A 21,319-nucleotide genomic window follows, 5' to 3' on the forward strand; every position below is an offset into this window, starting at 1 on the left:
ATCTAAGATATGCTATAGAGATACGAGTGAAATATTGGTAATTGATGGGTAATATCATGGACGAGATCGATTATATCGATAAAAAAAAATGTCGTTGTAAAGGTATCCTTATTATATTACCATTTTTTTTGTTCTTTTTATCATTTTTGATTGGTAGATATCCGATCTCACCAATAGAGGTTATAACTGTTATATTATCTAAAATATTACCTATAGAATGCGATAACATAGCAGAAATGGTTATATTTCAAATAAGAATACCAAGAATAATTGCCGCCATGCTTGTTGGTGCGGGATTATCCATCTCAGGCGCATCATTCCAAGGATTATTCAAAAATCCTTTGGTATCTCCTGACATATTAGGAGTATCGGCTGGTGCAAGTTTGGGTGCGTCTATTGCCATCCTTCTATCATTAAACCTTTTTTACATACAGATATTTGCACTGCTATTCGGGTTGACCGCAGTCGCCATAACGTATTTTGTCAGTAGGCTTGTCAAAAGTAGCTCTAATCTAGTTTTGGTGTTATCCGGTGTGGCAGTTGGATCATTATTTTCAGCATTAACCTCATTTACAAAATATGTGGCAGATCCGTATGAAAAACTGCCCGCTATTGTTTTTTGGCTTATGGGTAGTCTCTCTTCGGTCTCTAATAAAGACCTATTGGTTGTTATTTTTCCTATGTTAGTCAGTATAATGATACTATTGCTGATTAGGTGGAAGATAAACGTAATATCAATAGGAGATGAGGAGGCACGTTCTCTTGGATTAAACACAAAAAAATTTACGACATTGATGATAATTTGTTGTACTATATTAACAGCATCTGCGGTCTGTATCAGCGGCATAATTGGGTGGGTCGGATTGGTGATCCCTCATATAGGAAGGATGATTGTAGGGCCTGATCATAGGAAATTATTGCCGGCAACACTCTCTTTAGGTGCATCTTATCTTTTATTAGTAGATAATTTTGCAAGGGCGTTAACTACGGTAGAAATTCCGTTAGGGATACTGACAGCGATTATGGGAGCACCTTTTTTTATATACCTTTTAAAAAAAAGCAAGATAGGTTGGAGTTAAAGATTTTATCATGTAAAATAAAAATATTTTATTTAAGATAAAGAAAACTTAATATAGTATACATAAAAAGAAATAAGATAAATATGAAAAGAAGAGATATAATATTGATAGTATCTGTATCGATTGTGGCTATTCTGAGTTTAGCATCTTACTATGGTTATAATTATAATGATCAAAAGATCGATGAGGAAAGATTATTGATATATAGCGGAGCAGGATTAAAGCCGGTAATGGATGAGATAGCCGACAAATTCGAGGAAAAAACAGGTATAACGGTCGATATTATTTATGGCGGATCCGGCCATATTTTTGGACAACTCTCGCTATCTCAACGTGGTGACATCTTTATTCCAGGTGGAAAATATTATACCGAACGCGCTATAGAGGAAGGATTGGTTTATAAAAACCTGACAAAAGACGTAGTATATCATATACCTTGCATAATAGTAAAGGATGATAATCCGAAAGGTATAACCTCTTTGGAGGACTTATCAAAACCAGGTGTAAAGGTGGCGCTAGGAAATAAGGATCGGTGTGCTATAGGTCGAGTCTCTAAGGAAATTTTGGAACGAGAGGGGCTTTATGATATAATACGAGAGAACAATTTAGAAGTTGAGACCGCTACTGTGAACGAATTGCTTGTGTATATCCCTACTGGGGTAGTAGATGCTGCGATAGTATGGAAAGAAACGCTCGTAGATGATGATAAGATAGAAGTAATAGAGATCGATCCGGCTAAGAATATAATAGAGACGATACCTGCCTCTGTTACAAGGTGCACAGAGAATTTAGATACTGCAAAAGAGTTTTTGAATTTTATTACGAGCGAAGAAGGGCTTAAAATATGGAGGGAGAAAGGATTTAAACCTATTGAATAAGATAAAGCGAAAAAAGAGCAAATGAGTTATTTCAAAAAAACAACGATTACCATAACTTATCTATTTACTTTTTTAATTCTGACAGTAATATTTGGTATTATATTAAGACTGACACCAGAAGGATTTATATCAAACATTAAAAGTGAAGAAATGTGTTTTTCGCTCTTTTTAAGCATCACAACATCTATAATATCTAGCATATTATGTATGCTGATATCGATTCCAACGTCTTATGCGATCGCAAGATACGACTTTTTTGGAAATAAGCTGGCAAGAATAATTTTAGACCTACCGATATCTTTTCCTCCAATCGTTGCAGGTTTAGGATTGTTGATCATATTTGGAATCACCTTTTTTGGTGCTGCACTAGAAAGTTTAGGTTTAAAATTAGTATTCTCACCTTTAGGAATAGTGTTAGCTCAATTTTTTGTCAATGCTCCATATACAACAAGAATACTTGTTTCTACTTTCTCAAACATAGACCCAAGATACGAATTGGTCGCACGAACTCTTGGTGAAACAGAATTAGGATCCTTCTTTAAAGTTACTCTACCGATGGCAAAATCTGGAATAATTGGTAGTGTGGTAATAACATGGGCAAGAGGGATAGCAGAGTTTGGAGCGGTATTGATATTTGCAGGAGGCATCGCTATGAAGACGGAGACTTTACCTGTAAACCTATTTTTAAGTTTATCTGAAGGAAACATAGAAGGAGCGATCACTTCTGCTGTTATTTTAATACTGATCTCGTTTATAGCATTGGCCATTTTTGAAAAGTTTGGAGGCGGAAGATTTTGATAAGGATTAAAAACCTTGTAGTCGATCTGAAAGAGTTTATATTGAAAGATATAGATCTCGAGATTAAAAAGGGTGAATATTTCGTAATAATCGGACCGACCGGTGCGGGAAAGAGTATCTTATTAGAGACGATAGCCGGTTTTCATCTACCTATTCGAGGATCTATAGAATTAGATGGAAAGGATATTACAAAAGAAGAGCCGAGAAAAAGAAGGATAGGTATCGTCTTTCAGGATTATATGCTTTTTCCGCATCTATCTGTTAAGAAGAACATAGAGTTCGGACTGAATCAGAAAAAAAGTTATCGATTGGATGAATTAACGAGGTTTTTAGAGATAGATCATATTCTTCAAAGGATGCCAGACACTCTTTCGGGAGGAGAAGCCCAACGGGTAGCATTAGCTCGTGCTCTTGTTAACAACCCTAAAATTCTTCTCTTGGACGAACCGTTATCTGCGTTAGATCTGAACACGAGAAAGAAGATAATAAAGATGCTCAACAAGATAAAAGAAGGAAGAAAGATAACGATCGTTCATGTTACTCATGATCAATTTGAGTCGGTTTTGTTGGCGGATAGAATAGCAGTGATAGACAATGGCCGGATTTTGCAGGTGGGAACGCCTGACGAAGTTTTTAGAAGGCCAAACTCAAAATTCGTTGCAAATTTTGTAGGTATAGAAAATTTATTTAGAGGAATAGCAAACATCGATCCTTTAACAGATTTATCCATGATAAAAATAATAGATAAACAAAAATCAGAGGGACTTCTAACGGTTTTTTCTGTTACTAAAAAAACAGGTAATGTTCTGATCTCTATACGGCCTGAAGATATATTAATATCGATAAATAAGATCGAATCGAGCGCGAGAAATACGTACAAAGGCAAGGTTGTATCTATAATGGATCAAGGAACGATAATAAAGGTAGTGGTCGATGTAGGTGTCCCATTCGTTGTAATAATAACAAAGAGATCGTTTGAGGATCTCGCTATCAAAAAAGATACACCCGTCTATATTACGTTCAAAGCAACTGCAGTGCATATCTTTTAATCAGTAAGATCTTTCTAAAAGATACAAGATATCTTCTCTACCTAATTTTTTTAACTCTTCTCGCTCTTTATCGATATATTCTTTAAATAAATCTTTATTTTTACCTTTTTCTAATAATTTGACCGCCAATACTCGTTTTCTTAGCATATATTCTCTGAACGCTTTTTTAAAATCTGGACCGTAAAGTTCCCTCAATACTATATCTCTCCAAGAAGGGCAGCCATTTTTTCTCAAACAACAATATGATAAAGAGCCAAAACAGACCTTTTCATTATCCCAACCGACATCTTTAGAGAATTTATTTTTTACCTCTACAAACTCTTTTTGGGATAAACCGACAGTATTAAGCATATTATCTCTTTGGCATATATTAGAAAAGGTTAATAGATAGCCAGGATGGCAACAGAAGGTCAATGCCCTTGGATCTCCTCCATGACAGACCGGAACAGGACAATATTCCCATCCTGGAACGTTTCTTGTCTCAACCATTACTAAATCAACTCCTTTTTAATAAATCCTATTAAATAGTCGTAATATCCGATATTGGTCTTACCTTGATAAGAATAGACTGCCTGAATAAGGAAGGTTTTATAGCGGCAATCTCTCCCAGCTTATACCCTTCATCATCAAACCTTATCTCGTTTATAACATTATTATACTCATTATAGGGAAGTTTTACCCTTAGACCGTCTATCTGTATAGATATAGGCGATGGTGATACGACATCCTTTATATCAGACACCTGGTTCTCTATCTCATACATTATTTTTGGCGGTTCTATGATGAGAGGATCCTTAGCGATGTTCTCCCTTCTCTCTTCTACGAGACGAATAACGGAGGTTAATACATCATCTAATTTTTTAATTTCACCCTCCTTTTTAAGCCTATGATTTATTCTTCCTATACCACCTACATAACTATTAGCATATCTCAAGTTGAGTCTTTCAGGACCTCCGGTAACAAGAGTAGGTATATTTATGTCTTCCAATAGTTTTTCTTCTTTTTCGATTATGCATGCATCAAAGATGCCCATAACAAATATGGCGATATCGTACTCCTCTATCAACTTTTTCTCACTCTCTTTTATCTGTGCTATTCTCTTACCCACACCACGAGATAAACCAATTAAAGTGGTTGTCGCCCCTTCCCTCCTTAAATATTCTGCAATATCACAGCTAGGATGTGGCATATGATGAAAGGCTAAAGATGGAATGACAAGAAGTATATCCGTCCCAGCAAGCGGTGCATATTTAAGCTCTCCTTTCAATGCATTGGCTTTAGCCTCTAATAAACCAATATCCTCTTTAGGAACGAATAAATTTAAAGAGACCTCTGTCTGCATCTCATTCTTTTGGATTAAGTACCCGCCAAGATCTTCTACGAGTTCTAAAATCTTATTATGCTGATAGACTCCACCTTGATATATCATAGGAGCAAACAATATTATTCACTCCCCTTTATCTCATTCAAAATTCTTTCTGCAGTCTCAAGCCATTCATCTTTTATAGTGTCTTCTGATGCAATAAGATAAATGCTTTTCTTATCATAAAAATATCTTGTAACTCTGAATCCTTCTGGTTTGATCCTATCGAACGCATCTATCAATTTATTAAATATGATGCTAGATGGATCTTCCACAACAAACTTAAGAATATTTTCAAGATCTGAAGCGTTTATAACGACATCTAACCTTTCCGGTTGTTCTATATTCTCTCTTCCATATCTATCCCATAAAAATTTAAGTATCGATGGCATATACTCTTCATTAAATACGGATAAAGCAATTTTTCCGCCCTTCAAAGAGGTAACTGATACGTCTTTAAGAAGAATTGGTGATGCAGGTGAAGCCAAATTGGCTACTATTATAAAATACGCCTCTTTTGGATCCATAAAGACTTTCATTTTTCTAACAGTATTAGAAAGATTTAAGCTGGATATCACATCCCGTATAACCTTATCGAGTGATGATCTCTCTTCATCTAAAAACATAGGAGGTACATTACACAGTTCTATATCAAATTTTTCCGTAAATTCTGCCATTTTAATCCCTTAATCATCTTCTAAATCCTGATGCAAGAAGAGACGCACCTACCGCCCCAATATATTGTGAATCTTTAGGAACAATTATTTTGACCCGTAATAAATCTTCCATTATTTTAACAAGCCCGGATATTAGAGAACATCCACCAACCATTATTACCGGCTCTTTTATATCTATCTCTTGTAACTGTTGTTCAAATATCTGTTCTGAAACACTATGGCACGCCGCGCTAGCTACATCTGCAGGCTCTGCACCTTGTGATAACATGTTAACAAGGCTCTGAATACCGAAGACTATACAATAGCTATTCATCTCGACGTTTCTGTAATCCCCTTTTAATGCAAGCGGTCCAAGCTCTTCTATACTCACACCAAGCCGTCGCGAGGCTATCTCTAAAAATCTGCCAGATGCACCTGCACAGATTCCACCCATCGTAAAACTGCCCGGAATACCATTCATCATAGATATAGCCTTATTATCCATCCCGCCTATATCTATAACCGTTGCCATTCCTTCTTGCTTATCCGCCAAAAAAGCAGCACCCTTTGAATTAACCGTTATCTCTTCTTGAACAAAATTAGGATGCATATTCTCACCGATCAGAAGCCTACCATATCCTGTTGCACCAAAAGCTTCTATCTCATTCTGTTTAATTCCCGCTTCTTCCAATGCAAGACTAAATGCTTTGGATGCGCTCTCTATAACTTGTGTGGTAGGAACCCAGCCGTGTCCTATTATCTCGTTATCCTGCATAACTACAGCCTTAGTAGTAGTCGATCCAGAATCTATACCTGCAGTAAGCCCTTCCTGTTTTTTTATAGCTAAGAGTGCTTTTCTTCTTGCAGTAGTAGTTAATGCCTCCATTCTGGTATAAAGGGTTGCAGCTGTTGTTCGTTCTGTAAAAGAATAACTGATAATAGGGATATTCGATCTTTCAGCGATATACCGTCTTACCTCATTTCTCATCAATGCCCCTTCGGCACATCTGAAACAGGTACATATAAATACCGCGTCGGCATCAGCATTTTTTTCCACAAGCGATTTTGCTTTGGCAGCCATTAACCTGAGATCAGGACTGGCAACATCCATTCCAATCTCTTCCACCGCATCATCTATATCACTGGTCTCGACAAAAGGATGGATGATTTTTGCATTAAACTTATTAATAGCCTTTTCTATCTCAGGATAGACACCGCTATACTCAGCACCGCATGATAACAATGCAATTTTAATTTCATCCATTTTTATTCTCCAAATTAGATAAAAAGTTTTTTATAGAGATTACAAATTCTTTAGCCTCCTCTTCAGTATATGGATACTCCAGCTCAATATAAGGAATCCTTCTTCGTTTTACAAAATACCTCAAATATTCGTTCGTTCGTGCACAACCTACACAACCAAACGTGTAATCAGCATTTTTAACCATAATTGCCGCATCAGCCTTTTCAACGAGCGGGGCCATAAGCGCTAATCTGCCTCTTACACCAGAAGGAACTTCTACTGCAACATATTTCAAACCATCTTTAACATCGTTCGGCGTTACATTAATAGGTGGCGAGTCTAGACTTGGACCAGTAACCCGTTCCCGTACAACTTTCATCATTGCAAGAGGATCATGGCCAAACCGTTCTACCAGATCCGACAAGATAAGACTTGTTGGCGGAAAGATAAAGATTTTCATAGAGGAACATTCTCCTTTATAATACTTTGAAGTTTATCGATACCTATTCTCTTTTTCTTTTTTTTAATCGTTTTTTTATCACTTTTATAGATCTCGTTCAATGCTTTTTCTATATTTGGAAGCATACTTATCTCGTACTCCAACTGATGAAAACCAGGCCGGCCACCACCCCCCCTATCCGCACGGCATCTAACCTTTTCACCAGGAGGAAACCCTCTATCTTTGATAAATACGCTATTTTTGAACTCTTTCCTAAGAAAATCAACGGCATCTTTCACATCTTTCTCCTCCCCGCTGATCATTACACCATAACATGTCTCTTTTATTATTAAATCGAAACCTTTTTCGTATAGTTTAGGTATTATCGGCAGATAATAAGGTGAGACAATAATCTTAGTGATTTTACTCATGATACTCCCTTATATACAAAATATCGTTCTCTTTTAATCTTTTCAGTTTATTCATCTCTAATACCCTTCCAATAATATTAGTCGCTTTAAAGACCTCTCCTGTTGGACCATATCTATTATCATCTTCTAATTTTATACCTATCATACCCATTCTCTTTGCTGCTTGGTTAGTAACTCCAATCTCTCCTTTAAAAACTTTTTCTGATGGCAAATTCTCCGGTAATACTAAACTAGCCAAATTTGGCTTAAACAACCACATGCTGTTATAATGGAAGAATACTGTCAGCATACCGATAGGATATCTATCCAATCCAAGTTCCTTTTTAAAGGATCTAATAGTATTTGGTGCCTTATCGTAGTATAAAATAATGTTAGCAATCGTCTCATCTGGTACAGCCTCGATCTTGACACTCTTTTTCTTTAATATCTCGAAAGAATAATGTGGATCCTGTTTTACAACGATGTAATCTTCTTCGCAATTTTTATAATCCATCGTGATACCATTTTTTGAACAGAAATCTATTGCATCCCTTATACTTTTTCCAATAAGCGAGATCTTTTTGATATTTGTATTAACCTTTACAAAATCTCCCTTTCTTAGAAGATCTAGCAATCTCAAACCATCCTCCACCCAGCCGATCAGAGAATGATCGTTGCTTGCCCCTCGATCTTGTTTATATATGAATATCTTTCCTTTTTCACTACCAGAAGTTCTAACAGTGATTGTTCCTCGTTTTCTTGGTGATCTTACCTCATATAAGATATCTTCCCCAATAAGATCATCGTTTGCTATGTAAGTATAACTTAATTCTTTTGTATTTAAAAATCCATCATCTACAACAAATAAGAAATGTTCGGATCCTTTAACAGATTTATCGTTTAACCTTACATTAATATGAGTCAAGACTTTATCTCCATCTTTTAAGCTTAATCTTGTATTTGTAGAGATAATAGAATTAGATAATTCTTCTGTTTCTAAATCAGGGGTTAAATCTATGATATAATCACTAACGGTAAGGTATTCTAAGACGCTCTTTCCAGATACAACTTTTGCAAATATTGGATCTTTAGGAGATCTATAAGATGCTTTATGGTGTTTTCTTGAGATAATCAAATACAAATTCTTTGTTGCAGATCCAAGAAAAACATCGTAGCTGTTAAAATCATACGCTTCTTCATCTACAGGTATATTCATCTCTACCGGTCCAAACGCTACAGTATTTTTATCGATCCATTCTACTGAGGATTCTTTAAAACGTTGCAGATCGAAAGATTCTCGATTATTATCATCTTTAGATATCATCTCTATCTTCATATCCCCTTTAGATGTTTTAATCACGTAAAATCGTATCTTGGACCTCTCTTTTTTTTCAGCAGCTCTTATAATTGCGAATACTCCTTTATTATCGTAATGATAATCGGCTACAGAAAAAAGATCTGCGACTGTAACCCCCTCTTTAAGTTCTATCTCGTCTCCATTAAGACTAATTCTCAATCTTTTCTCGCTCCCCATCGCAAAAATTATTTATAACCTCAGATACTTCCCCTGTTCCAAGTATCTGTCCCTCTTTCATGAAGGCTACTCTATCACATACAATTTTAACGAAGTTTATATCATGACTCACAATTAAAAACGTTGTCTCTTCCTCATCTCTTGCATTAAGAATACTATTTGCAATATATTTCTGTGTTATTGGATCTATGGTTCCTGTAGGCTCATCCAATATTACAATTCTCGGCTCTTTGACCAAGACTTGAGCCAAGGCTACCCTATGCTTTTCACCCACACTAAGCTCGTATGGAAATTTATACAAGATATCATCAATCTTTCCTTCTGAAAAACCTGCACTCTTTAGACTATACCTTGCTTTAATTGTAGCCAACTCTTTCGGCAGATCCAATCCAATACTCTCGGTCAGATTATCCAATACCGTCCTATATGGAAAGAGATCATATTCTTGATGAAGTAAACCTATATATTGTTTTGCTTTTCCACGAGCATAGATCCCTGGAACAGTTAGATCTATCCATTCATCGCCTATTCTAACAAAAACTTCACCTGCCGTAGGTTCTATAATTCCTGCTATTATCCTACTTGTTGTAGTTTTTCCGCCACCGCTCTGTCCGATTAATCCAAATATCTCCCCTTCATTAACTTCAAAACTTATTCCATTAACCGCATTAACTACTCCTCTCTCTATAGAAACATACTTTTTTTTAAGGTTTTTTACCCTTAAAATAGGTAAACCTAACTCTTTTTTAGGTCTCTGTATCTCTCCCACCTTTTTTAAAAATTCATCTATGATCTCATCAGGATCTCCATATCGTTTTAATGCCCCATTCTCGAGATATAAAGCCTTATTTGCAATCTTCCGTACGGTTTCCGTCCAATGGCTAGTTATAAGTAGAGTATTCCCGTTTTTATTGAAATCTAATAGTTTATCTTCGACTAAATTTGCAGTCTCTTCATCCAACGTTCCAGTGGGTTCATCGGCAAAAAGAATAATAGGCATTTTTGCCAGCTGTCTTATCAAGACAACTCTCTGTTTTTCTCCTCCACTTAGATCACCCGCTCGATGAAACATCCTGTGGCTTAAATTAACCATTTTAAGGAGATCAACTGCTTTTTGTATCTTATCTCCTTTAAAATTGTTTTCTTCAAGGATTTTTAATACGTTATCTATAACGGTATCATCACTGTAAAGAGCAAAACTTCGTTGAAGCATTATAGCAGTCCTTTTTCTTATTTTTTTTCTTATCTCTGGATCTTTCCAAAAATCCATCTTTTCTAATTCAAGAATCTTAGAACTACAGATAGGGCATTTTTTGCCTGCAAGGCTAGGACGATCCAACCATCCACAATTTTTGCATACCGAGAGAGTATATATGATTCTACCTTCTGTAGGTATGATACTACCTCTCAGAACATTTAAAAAAACAGATTTCCCTGCCCCACTAATGCCAATAATACCTAATGCATCCCCTTCTTTTATCTCAAGACTGATATTATCCAAAATCTTTGTCTTATCGATCTCCATAGACAAATTTTCAACACTTATTATAGGTGACGTTTTCATAACCTCCTTTTAATATTATCCAATTAACCATATTTTAAAATTATTTAAATAGTATCAAACCAAAATTTTGTTATTATTATAAAACTTTTTAATAAGAAGAGATCCATTTTGACCATGCTTTTTATTTATATATAAATTTATCGAGATATTTGCTGTATCGAACAATTTAATAGATCTATTAACTGATAGTCCTAAAACTTTTATCTCAGTTCGGTTAATCATTGAAACTCCCATTTTATATTTTTGAAACATATTCTTGAGAAATTTTATTGGCTAATGCTATATCTTTTGTGGCAGATATTATCTTGATGCCATGTAACTGGGCATGTTCTGCATCAATCTTAAGTATTATCGGTCTATCCGTATGAATAGATGCTGCTTCTAATGCTTTTTCGTAAGTTTTGCTTAGATGTACGTATCTTTGTTTTATCGGCTTTAAACCAACGGATAATATGATACCAGCCTCCTCCTCACTTGTACCATAATATAGTATAGACTGATCGTTTTCAGGATAATCGTCCAGGTTTACCACTATCGAATGGCCGTATCTCGCTCTTACTTTTGTGCCTTTTAATTCGTATCTCTCTTTTTCATCAGATTTAATCAATCCAACCAGATGTCTCATCTTTAGCCATCTGTACTTTTTTCGCAATGCTATAAAAAGATCGTTTAGATCTGTCCATCCCTGATCATCTACATCTATGTTAAACTCTTTTGGAAAATGTCTTAAAGCTCCTGATACAATCTTTCCAAGCCTGTATGTCTTTTCTCCGCCCAATACAAAGCATCCTTTTGAATTACAAACAGGACATTTTTTGCCTCTATAATATCCATCTTTATTACACCAATATATTGGATCTCTTAACTCGTTATTCTCATTCTGCGATTTTTCTTTGATCATTTAATCACCTTAATTTTATATTTGATTAGATATATACATGGGATTGTTATGTTTATTGGTATTGATCATGGAACAAGAGCCATCCGTATCTCCTCATCTGATAGATACTCTTTCATGATAGATAGAAAGGAAGCGTCTAAAATATCTTTCGAAAATCTCAGGTATTATATAACAAAACATTTAAAGCAGGATACCGACCAGATAAAACTAGCAGCATTGACATATTCAATGGGTGACGGGATAACTAAGATTAGAAATATAAAGACCATTAAAAATAGAGGATTACTCGATTATAGGGGCGCTGGAAAATTTATCGGTGGTGGAACTAACATATTTGATCTCTTCTATAATAGTGATATTCCTACGATAATTATACCTGGAATCCATCGAGAGAGTGATATAGATATTAGGCTAAAGGTCTTCTCTCATCATGCAAGTCCTGAAAAAGTAGGCGCTTGTTATTACATATTTAAAAAATTTAGTGTAGATAGTTTTATACTATGTGATATTGGAGCAAATACCGTATCTGTGGGAGTAAAAGATGGGAGGATAATAGGTGGTCTGGATGCATGTGTATTCTCTCCAGGATTATACCAAGGTCCAATAGACTTGGAAACGATAAGACAGATAGATAACCATTTTATATCGGCAGGGGATGGATTTAATAATGGTGGAATTATGAAAAAACCTTTTCTTCAATTATTGGAGAGAGAACAACCAGAAGATAAAGAAGCATGGATTACAAAATCTTTATCACTCTTAATATCAATGGAGATTGCAGCAATGGCTGTATTATTGCCTGATACAGATATTTTTTTATGCGGTGAATTATCGTTGAATGAGAAGATAATAGGAGAGATAAAGAGATTGCTTCATAATAAGATCAGAAGTGTAGGGGAGATAGCCTCGATAGGCTGCTCATTCATTGCAAAGGATGTATATAACGGACAGAGAGAGATATTAGGTATAGCGGTAGACATATAGATAGGGTTGTTGATAGAGCCGTATTACAAATCGAGAGTCTTAGTCGGCCAGTATCCGCAACAATTCTTTATCGTATAACATACCCACTATCTCATCTGTTACAGATACTATGGGGATTTGATCTATCCTGTTTCGGATCATCTTTAATATACATTCGTTTATTTTAGATAATTTTGTTGCTGTTATAACATCTTTAATCATGATCTCTTTCACGGGCAACATAGGCTGTTCTATCTTTGAAACCTCGTAATAATGACTTTCAACGTTTCTAATACCTTCCCAAGACCATTTATCATCGTCATACTCGGGTGATGATGCAAAGACTTCTACATAATCATGTATCTCACTAACTCTTATAATATCTTCCTCTGTAACGATACCACTCAATACTCCTTCCGTATTGATCAAAGGTATAGCTTTTTGTCTAGAGAGTTCCATAATACGTGTAATCAATGGAATCGGGGTTTCATCCCATGATATTGTGAGCTTATTAACGATAAAATCTTTAACCTCTGCATTTATATTTAAGATATATATCGCTTTGATGATATCTGCAACAGTGATCATACCAATAAGGATACCATCCATGACGACTGGTAATCTTCTTATATCCTTTTCTAGCAAAATTTTAGCAGCATCTTTTATGCTTGCATGAGGAGATATAGTGTTCAGATCTCTGGTCATCAACAACGCAATCTGATCTTCTTCCAATTTTCTTAATATATCTCTTCTTGTAACGATCCCTACTAGCGTACCATCTTGGACGACAGGCACACCAGATACTTTATATTTCTTAAATATTTTGAGTAAATCGTCTCTTGTTCCAGGAATGCTGACACATATGACGTTTTTTTCTATAATATCCCATACTCTTATATCATCCGCTGTTATATCTCCCTCTTCCACCTCAGAGGGAACGTTCTCTATTATTTTAGAAAAATCTATCTTGTTTAAATCCTTAGCTTGTTTTGTAACGAATATCTTTGCCTTTTTGATCTTCTTCTTTTTTAAGTATTCTAAAACATCATCCGCAGTTCCATAGAGTAAAATAAATCTTTCTGTATCGTGTAATATAGATTTTGCCTCATTTTTTAATCTATCTATCTCTTCTCTGAGTATGTCTCTCATCGAAGGTACAGTATCCAATAGCTCTTTTGAGAAAAATTCGGAATTTACCGGGCATAGTGTCTCGATATTCCTATCTTTCTTCTGAAATTCGTTAGCCCTTATCAAGGAATATTTCGATCCATCAACTATGATTATTTCCTCCATAGATACCCCTCTTATCTTTTTTTTGATATTTTATTCTGTCTTTCAAGATACATCTTCCATTCCTAACACCACCAATAGGATTTTTTGGATTACCTAAAGAGTTCATACACCGTGCCATCATAGCAGCACCTCTTGCTAATCCATCATCTACAAAAACCACGTTATCCACAGGTTTATTATATAATGAAAGTCCGCCGATCTTTTCTAATATTAAAAACGGTTTGAATCCGGTTATAATTGCTCTTCCGGTAAAACCAATAGCTGTCTTGCTGTTAATCAATTCTTCATCGATTGCAACTCTTATCAATCGTTCCGCTACCGTTGAACAAATCTCATCGATCACGTAATATAACGTATCTATCCCTTTCTCGTCTACTATCCTCCTGCCGATCTCTCTTAATTCACCAAATCTATCACCGTTCTTGCCTACGTCACATCCGATAAGAACAATATCATTTTTTATAGCTGCCTCTGCATTTACAGGAACCAATCCATACATCTTTGCATTGTTAGGAACTTTTTCTATCTTTATTATCTCGTTAATCTCTTCTATGTAGGTTTTAGAGACCTTATAGAAGCTATTCTTCCTCTTTATAAAACTATTCATCCTTCCATCCTGATCTTTTATAACGTCTAACGCAGATATATCTCTCTTATTATACGCTCCTCTTACTAAATTATCAGGTATAGCACCAGCAAGACCACAAAAATTGCCTATAGTCTTAGCATACGGAAGATCATCATTAGTTATCCTACCATCAAGGGTTGTACCAAAATCCAACGATGCGCATGGATTTCTATAATCTATACCAGCCCATTTTGCACCCTCTTTGATACCGACTGTAGCTAATTCTCCCTCCATCTCATTTGCCACTACTTCCACTCCTGTAGATCCAAAAGGAGGAAGGACGCTTCCCACTGCTCCATCAAAGTATACTTTATCAAGCATGCTGAATTTTTGAATATGTTTTGGAAGCGCATCTTTACTTATAGCAGGCGTCATATTTCTCGTAGGAACGCCCGCTGCTATACAACCATCTGCTAATGCAAGAATAAACATTCCTACATCATCAGGAGAGCTAAAATTGGCAACAACACCGGTAGATCTTACTACAAAATCTAAATCAGTCTTTATATTGAGACCTACCTCTTTATGTGCATCTATTAAAGTATCTCTTACCAATTCTGTAATTGATTCTCTTGTTAAAGGAACACCATCTAATGTTTTTCCAAATATTTCCTCACCTTGTTTAGGTGCTCTAACATTACGGGTCATCCTGATTTTTTTGTTTAAAATATACGTTTTACCCTCATTCAAGTTTGTAGCGGTCAATATGCATTTCGTAGTAGTGTTTCCTACTTCTACGGAGGCTACAATATAATATACATCTTTGCTCCAATCTTTCATTGAGGAGACTCTTCTAAATCCTTTAATACGTAACACATCTATCTTTTCGCTTTTTGCGAATCTCGGTACAGGATTTCCTCGTCTTGTTAAAAAAATTTTCATTATTATACTCGCATGATAGTCTTATTCTTTATTTGATATCATTATATCTCTTAAAATCCCTCCATAGGCAGGCCTTGTAACCAATACGCCTATCAAAACACCTATTATTATAGTAAGAGCAAAACCTGTCAATTTACCTAACCCCATAACCAATAAAGGAAGCATGGCAAAGGAGGTTGTAGCTGCGGATATAAATATTATCTTAAAGGCATTGGTCAATCTTTTTTCGTAAGTTTTAATCCTTCGTTTTGTCTGCTTTTTTTTGATTTGTTGCTCTTTATCTTTCTCCTCACTTAACATATCATCCGTTATAATAATCAGTTGATCAATACCAGTTCCGATTATTCCTATAATACCTGCTATACTTGGTAAATCCAATTGCCAGCCAATCAAAGGTAGTTTAGATATGCCAACAATTATCAAAACCTCAGAAAATGATATAGATAACATTGGTAGAACGATCTTGTACTCTTTATATCTGTATCCTGTGATTATCGAAACGGCGATTATTGCAAGAATAATTATCAATACTATCTCTTTTTTAAACTGATCGCCAAGAGTGGCTGGAACCTGGCCTGATGTCTCTGTTATAAGCTTTACTGGCAATACTCCTGTACTTAGATGTATTATAAGGTTTCTTGCCTCCATCTTTCCCGTATCACCTATCCCTGTACGAGCAAACAGGCTGTATACTTTCTCGTCCTTGAGCATAGAAGCAAGGTCAGGAGATAACGGTGCCGAATATACCAATTCTCCATCGAGATACATCGCGATAGGATGTTTTTCTGGATCGTTTACAGCGTTATATCTTATACACGCATTTCTAAATTTGCTTGCACCAGCCTCATTCAACGTGAAACCTGCACCCCAGATTATACCATCTTCTGATCTTGGTGCAGGATCCACCTCTGCTATATCATCACCAGAAAGGATTTTTTTATATTGTCCGTCATCTGCCATGATCCTTATCTCAAACACTCCTGGTGTAGATACTATCTTTTCAGTATCGGATAAATTTACTCCTGCTAGATCGATCAAGATATATTTGTTGCCGATCGTTCTAATGACGATGTCTTTACTGCCTAGCGCATTTAATTTTTTTTCTAGCATCGTTTTAGTCTGTTCCAACGTGCTGTTAGATGCTCTATCATCGTAATACGTCAACTTTCCACCTACTGGTTGTATAACCTTCTCTATCTCATCTCGATCGACAGTCTTTCTAAGCTCGTATCGTAACGTGTTATCTTCTACAATCGGTATAACTTCTGCATTTAACATCTCGCTGAGGTATATCGCAACAATCCTTTCGTAAGAGATGGGCATTCTTATATTTCCATCCTCCGATTCTACTGTAAGACCGTATGAAGATAATATCTCTTGAGGAACCTCTTTATCTATGGTAAACACGATTCCATTATCATCTAAACTGACTATTGTAACTTTTCCACCTATTAACTCTTCTAAAAACGCTTTTGAGACCAGATTTTTATCTAAATCTACACTTATAACCACTGCATCTGCTCTCAATCTCAAATATGATCCACCATCTAGATCCAAACCAAAATTTAAATTAGTTTTAAATCTGCCATCCGATACCGTCGGGTGTATGAGAAAGATTGATAAGATAACGAGAATGATCAATATCCAGAACCTGATACTCTTGAAGAGTTTGTTCATCTTCTTTTACCTCTTTTATCTATATACAATCTTAAAAATCCTGCATTCATGAGCCATGTATTCAACATGTCCGCCAGTAACCCAAATATCAATACGGCAGACATCTCGCTCAGTATCGTTATCTGTGCATACGACGTAAAAAGATACGAAAAAGTTGAGACGATAAACATTACGACTACCGCTACCAGCGTAGTGGTGGTCATGGTAAAACCGGTGTTAAATATTCTCTTAAAATCATCTTTTGTATTTTTCCCCTCTTTTAGAACTTTATTAGTTAATAAGATATCCGTATCAACGGAGTAACCGATCAACATCAATAATGCTGCCAGGCTTCCAAGAGTCAATTCAATCCCAAAGATATCCATCATCGCCATAGCCATTATTATATCGGATAACGCACAGAATGTGATCATACAAGATGGTAACGGAATCCTAAACGCAACGAATACGACGATAGCCATAAGTATGAAAGAGAATATTATTGCTATTATGGCTAAACGCTGCATCTCTTCTCCAAAAGTAGCACCAGAATAATCTAATTGGACATTTTCCTCGCCATATTCTTGTATTATAGACTCTCTTAATTCTTTCCCTTTGTCTGGATCTATAAACCCAAATTGAAGCATAGTCCTCGAACCCATATCCCTCACAAATAAAAGGTCGTATGCTTGGTATTTTTCTTCAAGGTATCCTACATCCTTCGTAGAAGGGACGGTAATAACAGTACCTCCAGTAAAATCGTATCCAAGTCTTACAGGCGTATCATATATCACAAAAAAAGAAAAAAGAATACCGATACAGATTACTAGTATAAACAATGGTATCCTTATCATCTTTTTTGTATCTAAATTATACGGATTCAGATCAAACTTCATACAAATTTCGCCCTTTTAGATAAAGTATATGGAAGATTAAGCGATTTTTTTGGTAAAGAGCCTACCTCTTCCTTTACTCTTCTAATAAGGTCTTCAACAGAGAGCTCTTCTTTAGATTTATCCTTCCTGATATTTACACTTAACATCCTACCTTTTCTTTCTTTCTCTCCTATCACTACGATATAAGGAATCCATTCCATCTCTGCCTCACGTATCTTCTTACTCAAAGTGCTATCCCTATCATCTATATCTGCTCTTATCCCTTCATTAAGTAATTTAAAATATACCTCTTCTGTAAAGTCATTCTCCTCTTTATGGATCGGTATGATCCTTACCTGTGTCGGTGATAACCATGTAGGCAATATTGGTATATCCATCATCGATCCTTTCTCGATCAAAGAGTACATAACTCTCTCTATGGCTCCGCTAGGGCTACAATGTAGTATTATTGGTGATTTATCCCTCCCATCGGCATCCGTGTATGTGATGCCATACCTTTCAGCATTCTCAACATCTATCTGTACCGTAGAGAGTGACGTTGCTTTACCAGACTTATCTATAAAATTAAACTCGAATTTCATCACGAAATAGAAGAATCGCTCGTCCCATATCTCGACCAGCACTGGTTTATCTATAATACTTACCAATCTTTCTATAAACTCTTTATCTTCCTCATAAAAATTTCGGGTAAACCGTATAGCAACCTCATAATCTTTGGTACTCAATCCGATATCTTTGAGCATATCTACGCTCAATTCATATTGCTTCTCAAACTCTTCCATCGCCTGGTCTAAATCGGAACAGAAAGTATGCATATCCGGCATGGTGAATGTTCTTAACCTTCTCAAACCTGTTAATTCTCCCCGTTGTTCTCTCCTAAAACTATACTTTGTCATCTCGACCATCTTTAACGGAAGGTTTCTATAAGAGATGGTCATATCTTTTCCGATCAAAAACTGGCCAAAACAAGCGGAAAATCTCAAAAACAACCTCTTTTTTTCGGAATCGATCTCATATCTCCTAGCAGGAAATCTTTTTAAATATTCTCCGAGCGCAGGATGGGATGTATCATACATTACAGGCGTCTCCACCTCCATCGCGCCACTATCTAAAGCTCTTTTCAAGATATATTCTTCTAAAAGAGATTTTATTAATCGTCCTTTAGGATAATACCTCATGTTACCCGGGTCTGATGCAGGCTCGTAATCTGCGATCTCTTCTCTTCTCATTAATAGGATATGGTTAGGAGTTTTATTATCCGTCTTCCTGTCTCCAGTTGATTCGTATATATAAAATCTTTTCAGGTTTTCGTAATTTGTAAAATCAAACAAGTCAGGATCGTATAGCCGTCCTCTTGTATCCAAAATATAAAAGGTAGAGTTTACCTCTTCTTTTGATTCGTCCTCTTCTTTATCTGGAGTTATTGTCCTGGATAACTCAGATAACGGATGGCCTTTACACTGAAGATTAAACGCTTTATACCATCCAAAAGGAGCACGCTTTATATTAAACCCGTCTAAATTGTTTAACTCTGTCTCCATCCTCTTTAACAACTCTATCGAGAAATTAGGATCGGCAAGAGTATCGCTCAGATGGGCGTAGGGGTATAACATCACGTTAACTGTACCGACTTCCTTGCATACATCTTTTATCTCTTTTATTGCTTTTTTCACCACATTTTCAGGATTTTTTTCATCGATCTTTTCAATAGATACGAATACCACCAATGCCTCACCCATACTACCCGATTTAGAAGAATTATCCAAATACTCTGCATATCTTGTCTTATCCTTCAAACTATACTCTATCTTATCCGAGTGTATCAATAATAATCTCATCTTATTACCCGATATCCTACAAAGTATGTATTACGATCTTGATCGATCTTAATATCTGATTCTGTTCCTATAGCAAGATCATCTTTTACAACGATCTGGTGGTAAGATATATCTCTTACTATTACTCCACCTTTTTTGCCTCTTTCAGTCGCTATCCCTCTCACTATCCTTCCGATCCAACTCTTATTTATCTTGCTATATATCTTTTTTGTCTCTTCGGTCATAATCCTTGATCGTGCCTTTTTTATCCTTCCCAAGATATCTTTATCCTCGCATTGCGTGAATGGTCTTGGTGAATATCTTGTTATATTCACTTTATTGGGCATGCATCTGTGTAATAACTCTACAGACTTCTTAAAATCCTCCTCTGTTTCAGAGGGATAGCCTACTATAAAATCCGTAGATAATGTCAAGATACTATCGAACTCTGATCGAAATGATCTTACGATGTTTAGAAAATCATCGACCGAATATCTTCTATTCATATCTTTTAACACTCTATCCGAGCCTGATTGAACAGGTAAGTGTAAAAATTTGAATATTTTTTCGTTTTTAAATACCTCTATAAGCTCGTATAATGTCTTTTTATCCTTTAAAGAGTGAGGATTTATCATTCCCACCCTGATATAAAATCGTTTATCTATGCTTACAATATCTCTTAGTAAATCAGGTAATCCGTATGAGATGTCTCGTCCGTACGCCCCAACATCCTGTCCTGTCAGCCTGACTTCTATTACCCCTTTATCTACCAACTCTTTCACCTCTTTTACGATATCATCGGGAGGTTTGCTCACCAAAGATCCACGTGCAACTTTTGTGATGCAATAAGAACACTCTCCAACACATCCTTTACCTATATTAACAATACCTATCTTACCATCTTTTGCAACGATATCATCGCATTCTCTGAATAATTCATAAAAATAATGTTGATCCAATATAATGGCGTCATTATTAACTTTTTTAATCTTATCAGGCGATACCTTCGCCAGACAACCAGTAACAATCAATCTTTTACCTTCATATTGTTTTATCTTTTTTAACATAGCATTTTCTGTTGCTTCTATTACACAACACGTATTTAAAACAATGGTATCCGATTTGGATGAATCTTTCACAATGTAAACGTCTTTCTTCTCTAAATAAGCCTCAAGTTTTCTTATGAACTCCTCATTAGAAGTACATCCGTATGATTCTAGATACATGTAAGTCATTCTTGTTTATCATCTCTTTCGTAAAATCGTAAAGT

At 35.8% G+C, this 21,319-nt stretch carries 20 protein-coding genes; 5 read left to right on the forward strand and 15 right to left on the reverse strand.

Going from position 1 to position 21,319, the window contains the following annotated elements; genetic code table 11:
* Positions 1–56: 56 nt before the first annotated feature.
* From LPC15_RS03860 to LPC15_RS03875, 4 genes are all read left to right on the forward strand, one after another.
* Positions 57–1,079: a FecCD family ABC transporter permease gene (locus LPC15_RS03860; protein WP_229234064.1), complete on the forward strand. Its 1,023-nt coding sequence runs from the start codon at positions 57–59 to the stop codon at positions 1,077–1,079.
* An 83-nt stretch (positions 1,080–1,162) separates the two neighbouring features.
* On the forward strand, positions 1,163–1,957 hold the full coding sequence (gene modA, locus LPC15_RS03865) for a molybdate ABC transporter substrate-binding protein (RefSeq protein WP_229234065.1): 795 nt from the start codon (positions 1,163–1,165) through the stop codon (positions 1,955–1,957).
* A gap of 21 nt (positions 1,958–1,978) precedes the next feature.
* Positions 1,979–2,755, forward strand: coding sequence for an ABC transporter permease (locus LPC15_RS03870; RefSeq protein ID WP_229234066.1), 777 nt, complete (start codon positions 1,979–1,981; stop codon positions 2,753–2,755).
* Positions 2,752–3,804 (forward strand): ABC transporter ATP-binding protein, encoded by a 1,053-nt coding sequence (locus tag LPC15_RS03875; protein ID WP_229234067.1) that lies wholly within the window; start codon positions 2,752–2,754, stop codon positions 3,802–3,804. The genes LPC15_RS03870 and LPC15_RS03875 overlap by 4 nt, the downstream gene beginning before the upstream one ends.
* Here LPC15_RS03875 and LPC15_RS03880 read toward each other — a convergent pair whose 3' ends face one another.
* The 9 genes from LPC15_RS03880 to LPC15_RS03920 form a co-directional block, all read right to left on the reverse strand.
* Positions 3,805–4,293 (reverse strand): hypothetical protein, encoded by a 489-nt coding sequence (locus tag LPC15_RS03880; RefSeq protein ID WP_229234068.1) that lies wholly within the window; start codon positions 4,291–4,293, stop codon positions 3,805–3,807.
* Positions 4,294–4,324: 31 nt separating this feature from the next.
* Positions 4,325–5,245 (reverse strand): methanogenesis marker 7 protein, encoded by a 921-nt coding sequence (locus tag LPC15_RS03885; RefSeq protein WP_229234069.1) that lies wholly within the window; start codon positions 5,243–5,245, stop codon positions 4,325–4,327.
* 2 nt (positions 5,246–5,247) lie between these two features.
* Positions 5,248–5,844: a methanogenesis marker 17 protein gene (locus LPC15_RS03890; RefSeq protein WP_229234070.1), complete on the reverse strand. Its 597-nt coding sequence runs from the start codon at positions 5,842–5,844 to the stop codon at positions 5,248–5,250.
* Positions 5,845–5,857: 13 nt separating this feature from the next.
* Positions 5,858–7,087, reverse strand: coding sequence for a methanogenesis marker 15 protein (locus LPC15_RS03895; RefSeq protein WP_229234071.1), 1,230 nt, complete (start codon positions 7,085–7,087; stop codon positions 5,858–5,860).
* Positions 7,080–7,526, reverse strand: coding sequence for a methanogenesis marker 5 protein (locus LPC15_RS03900; RefSeq protein WP_229234072.1), 447 nt, complete (start codon positions 7,524–7,526; stop codon positions 7,080–7,082). The genes LPC15_RS03895 and LPC15_RS03900 overlap by 8 nt, the downstream gene beginning before the upstream one ends.
* Complete coding sequence (locus LPC15_RS03905; RefSeq protein WP_229234073.1) at positions 7,523–7,936, reverse strand: methanogenesis marker 6 protein; 414 nt, start codon at positions 7,934–7,936, stop codon at positions 7,523–7,525. Before LPC15_RS03905 ends, LPC15_RS03900 begins: the two co-directional genes overlap by 4 nt.
* Complete coding sequence (locus LPC15_RS03910) at positions 7,929–9,449, reverse strand: methanogenesis marker 3 protein (protein ID WP_229234074.1); 1,521 nt, start codon at positions 9,447–9,449, stop codon at positions 7,929–7,931. Before LPC15_RS03910 ends, LPC15_RS03905 begins: the two co-directional genes overlap by 8 nt.
* Positions 9,421–11,013 (reverse strand): methyl coenzyme M reductase system, component A2, encoded by a 1,593-nt coding sequence (gene atwA, locus LPC15_RS03915; RefSeq protein ID WP_229234075.1) that lies wholly within the window; start codon positions 11,011–11,013, stop codon positions 9,421–9,423. The genes LPC15_RS03910 and atwA overlap by 29 nt, the downstream gene beginning before the upstream one ends.
* 235 nt (positions 11,014–11,248) lie before the next feature.
* Entirely contained in the window at positions 11,249–11,914 is a 666-nt protein-coding gene (locus tag LPC15_RS03920; protein ID WP_229234076.1) for an RNA 2'-phosphotransferase, read from the reverse strand.
* Between the two features lie 48 nt (positions 11,915–11,962).
* On the opposite strand from LPC15_RS03920, the gene LPC15_RS03925 reads away from it, so the two are divergent.
* A complete protein-coding gene (locus tag LPC15_RS03925; protein ID WP_229234077.1) occupies positions 11,963–12,898 on the forward strand; it encodes a methanogenesis marker 12 protein in 936 nt (311 codons plus the stop codon).
* A gap of 39 nt (positions 12,899–12,937) precedes the next feature.
* On the opposite strand, the gene LPC15_RS03930 is transcribed toward LPC15_RS03925, so the two are convergent.
* Genes LPC15_RS03930 through LPC15_RS03955 form a run of 6 tightly spaced genes read right to left on the reverse strand, consistent with a single transcriptional unit; the run spans position 12,938 to position 21,284 of the window.
* A complete protein-coding gene (locus tag LPC15_RS03930) occupies positions 12,938–14,170 on the reverse strand; it encodes a CBS domain-containing protein (protein ID WP_229234078.1) in 1,233 nt (410 codons plus the stop codon).
* Positions 14,148–15,680: a methanogenesis marker 14 protein gene (locus LPC15_RS03935; protein ID WP_229234079.1), complete on the reverse strand. Its 1,533-nt coding sequence runs from the start codon at positions 15,678–15,680 to the stop codon at positions 14,148–14,150. Before LPC15_RS03935 ends, LPC15_RS03930 begins: the two co-directional genes overlap by 23 nt.
* Before the next feature lie 21 nt (positions 15,681–15,701).
* Complete coding sequence (locus LPC15_RS03940; protein WP_229234080.1) at positions 15,702–17,357, reverse strand: hypothetical protein; 1,656 nt, start codon at positions 17,355–17,357, stop codon at positions 15,702–15,704.
* Positions 17,354–18,232: a protein translocase subunit SecF gene (locus LPC15_RS03945; protein ID WP_229234081.1), complete on the reverse strand. Its 879-nt coding sequence runs from the start codon at positions 18,230–18,232 to the stop codon at positions 17,354–17,356. The genes LPC15_RS03940 and LPC15_RS03945 overlap by 4 nt, the downstream gene beginning before the upstream one ends.
* On the reverse strand, positions 18,229–20,070 hold the full coding sequence (locus LPC15_RS03950) for a threonine--tRNA ligase (RefSeq protein WP_229234082.1): 1,842 nt from the start codon (positions 20,068–20,070) through the stop codon (positions 18,229–18,231). Before LPC15_RS03950 ends, LPC15_RS03945 begins: the two co-directional genes overlap by 4 nt.
* Entirely contained in the window at positions 20,067–21,284 is a 1,218-nt protein-coding gene (locus LPC15_RS03955) for a tRNA (N(6)-L-threonylcarbamoyladenosine(37)-C(2))-methylthiotransferase (RefSeq protein WP_229234083.1), read from the reverse strand. Before LPC15_RS03955 ends, LPC15_RS03950 begins: the two co-directional genes overlap by 4 nt.
* Between the last annotated feature and the right edge of the window lie 35 nt (positions 21,285–21,319).

This window comes from Candidatus Methanoliparum sp. LAM-1 (assembly GCF_020885915.1).
Taxonomy (GTDB): Archaea; Halobacteriota; Methanoliparia; order Methanoliparales; family Methanoliparaceae; genus Methanoliparum; species Methanoliparum thermophilum.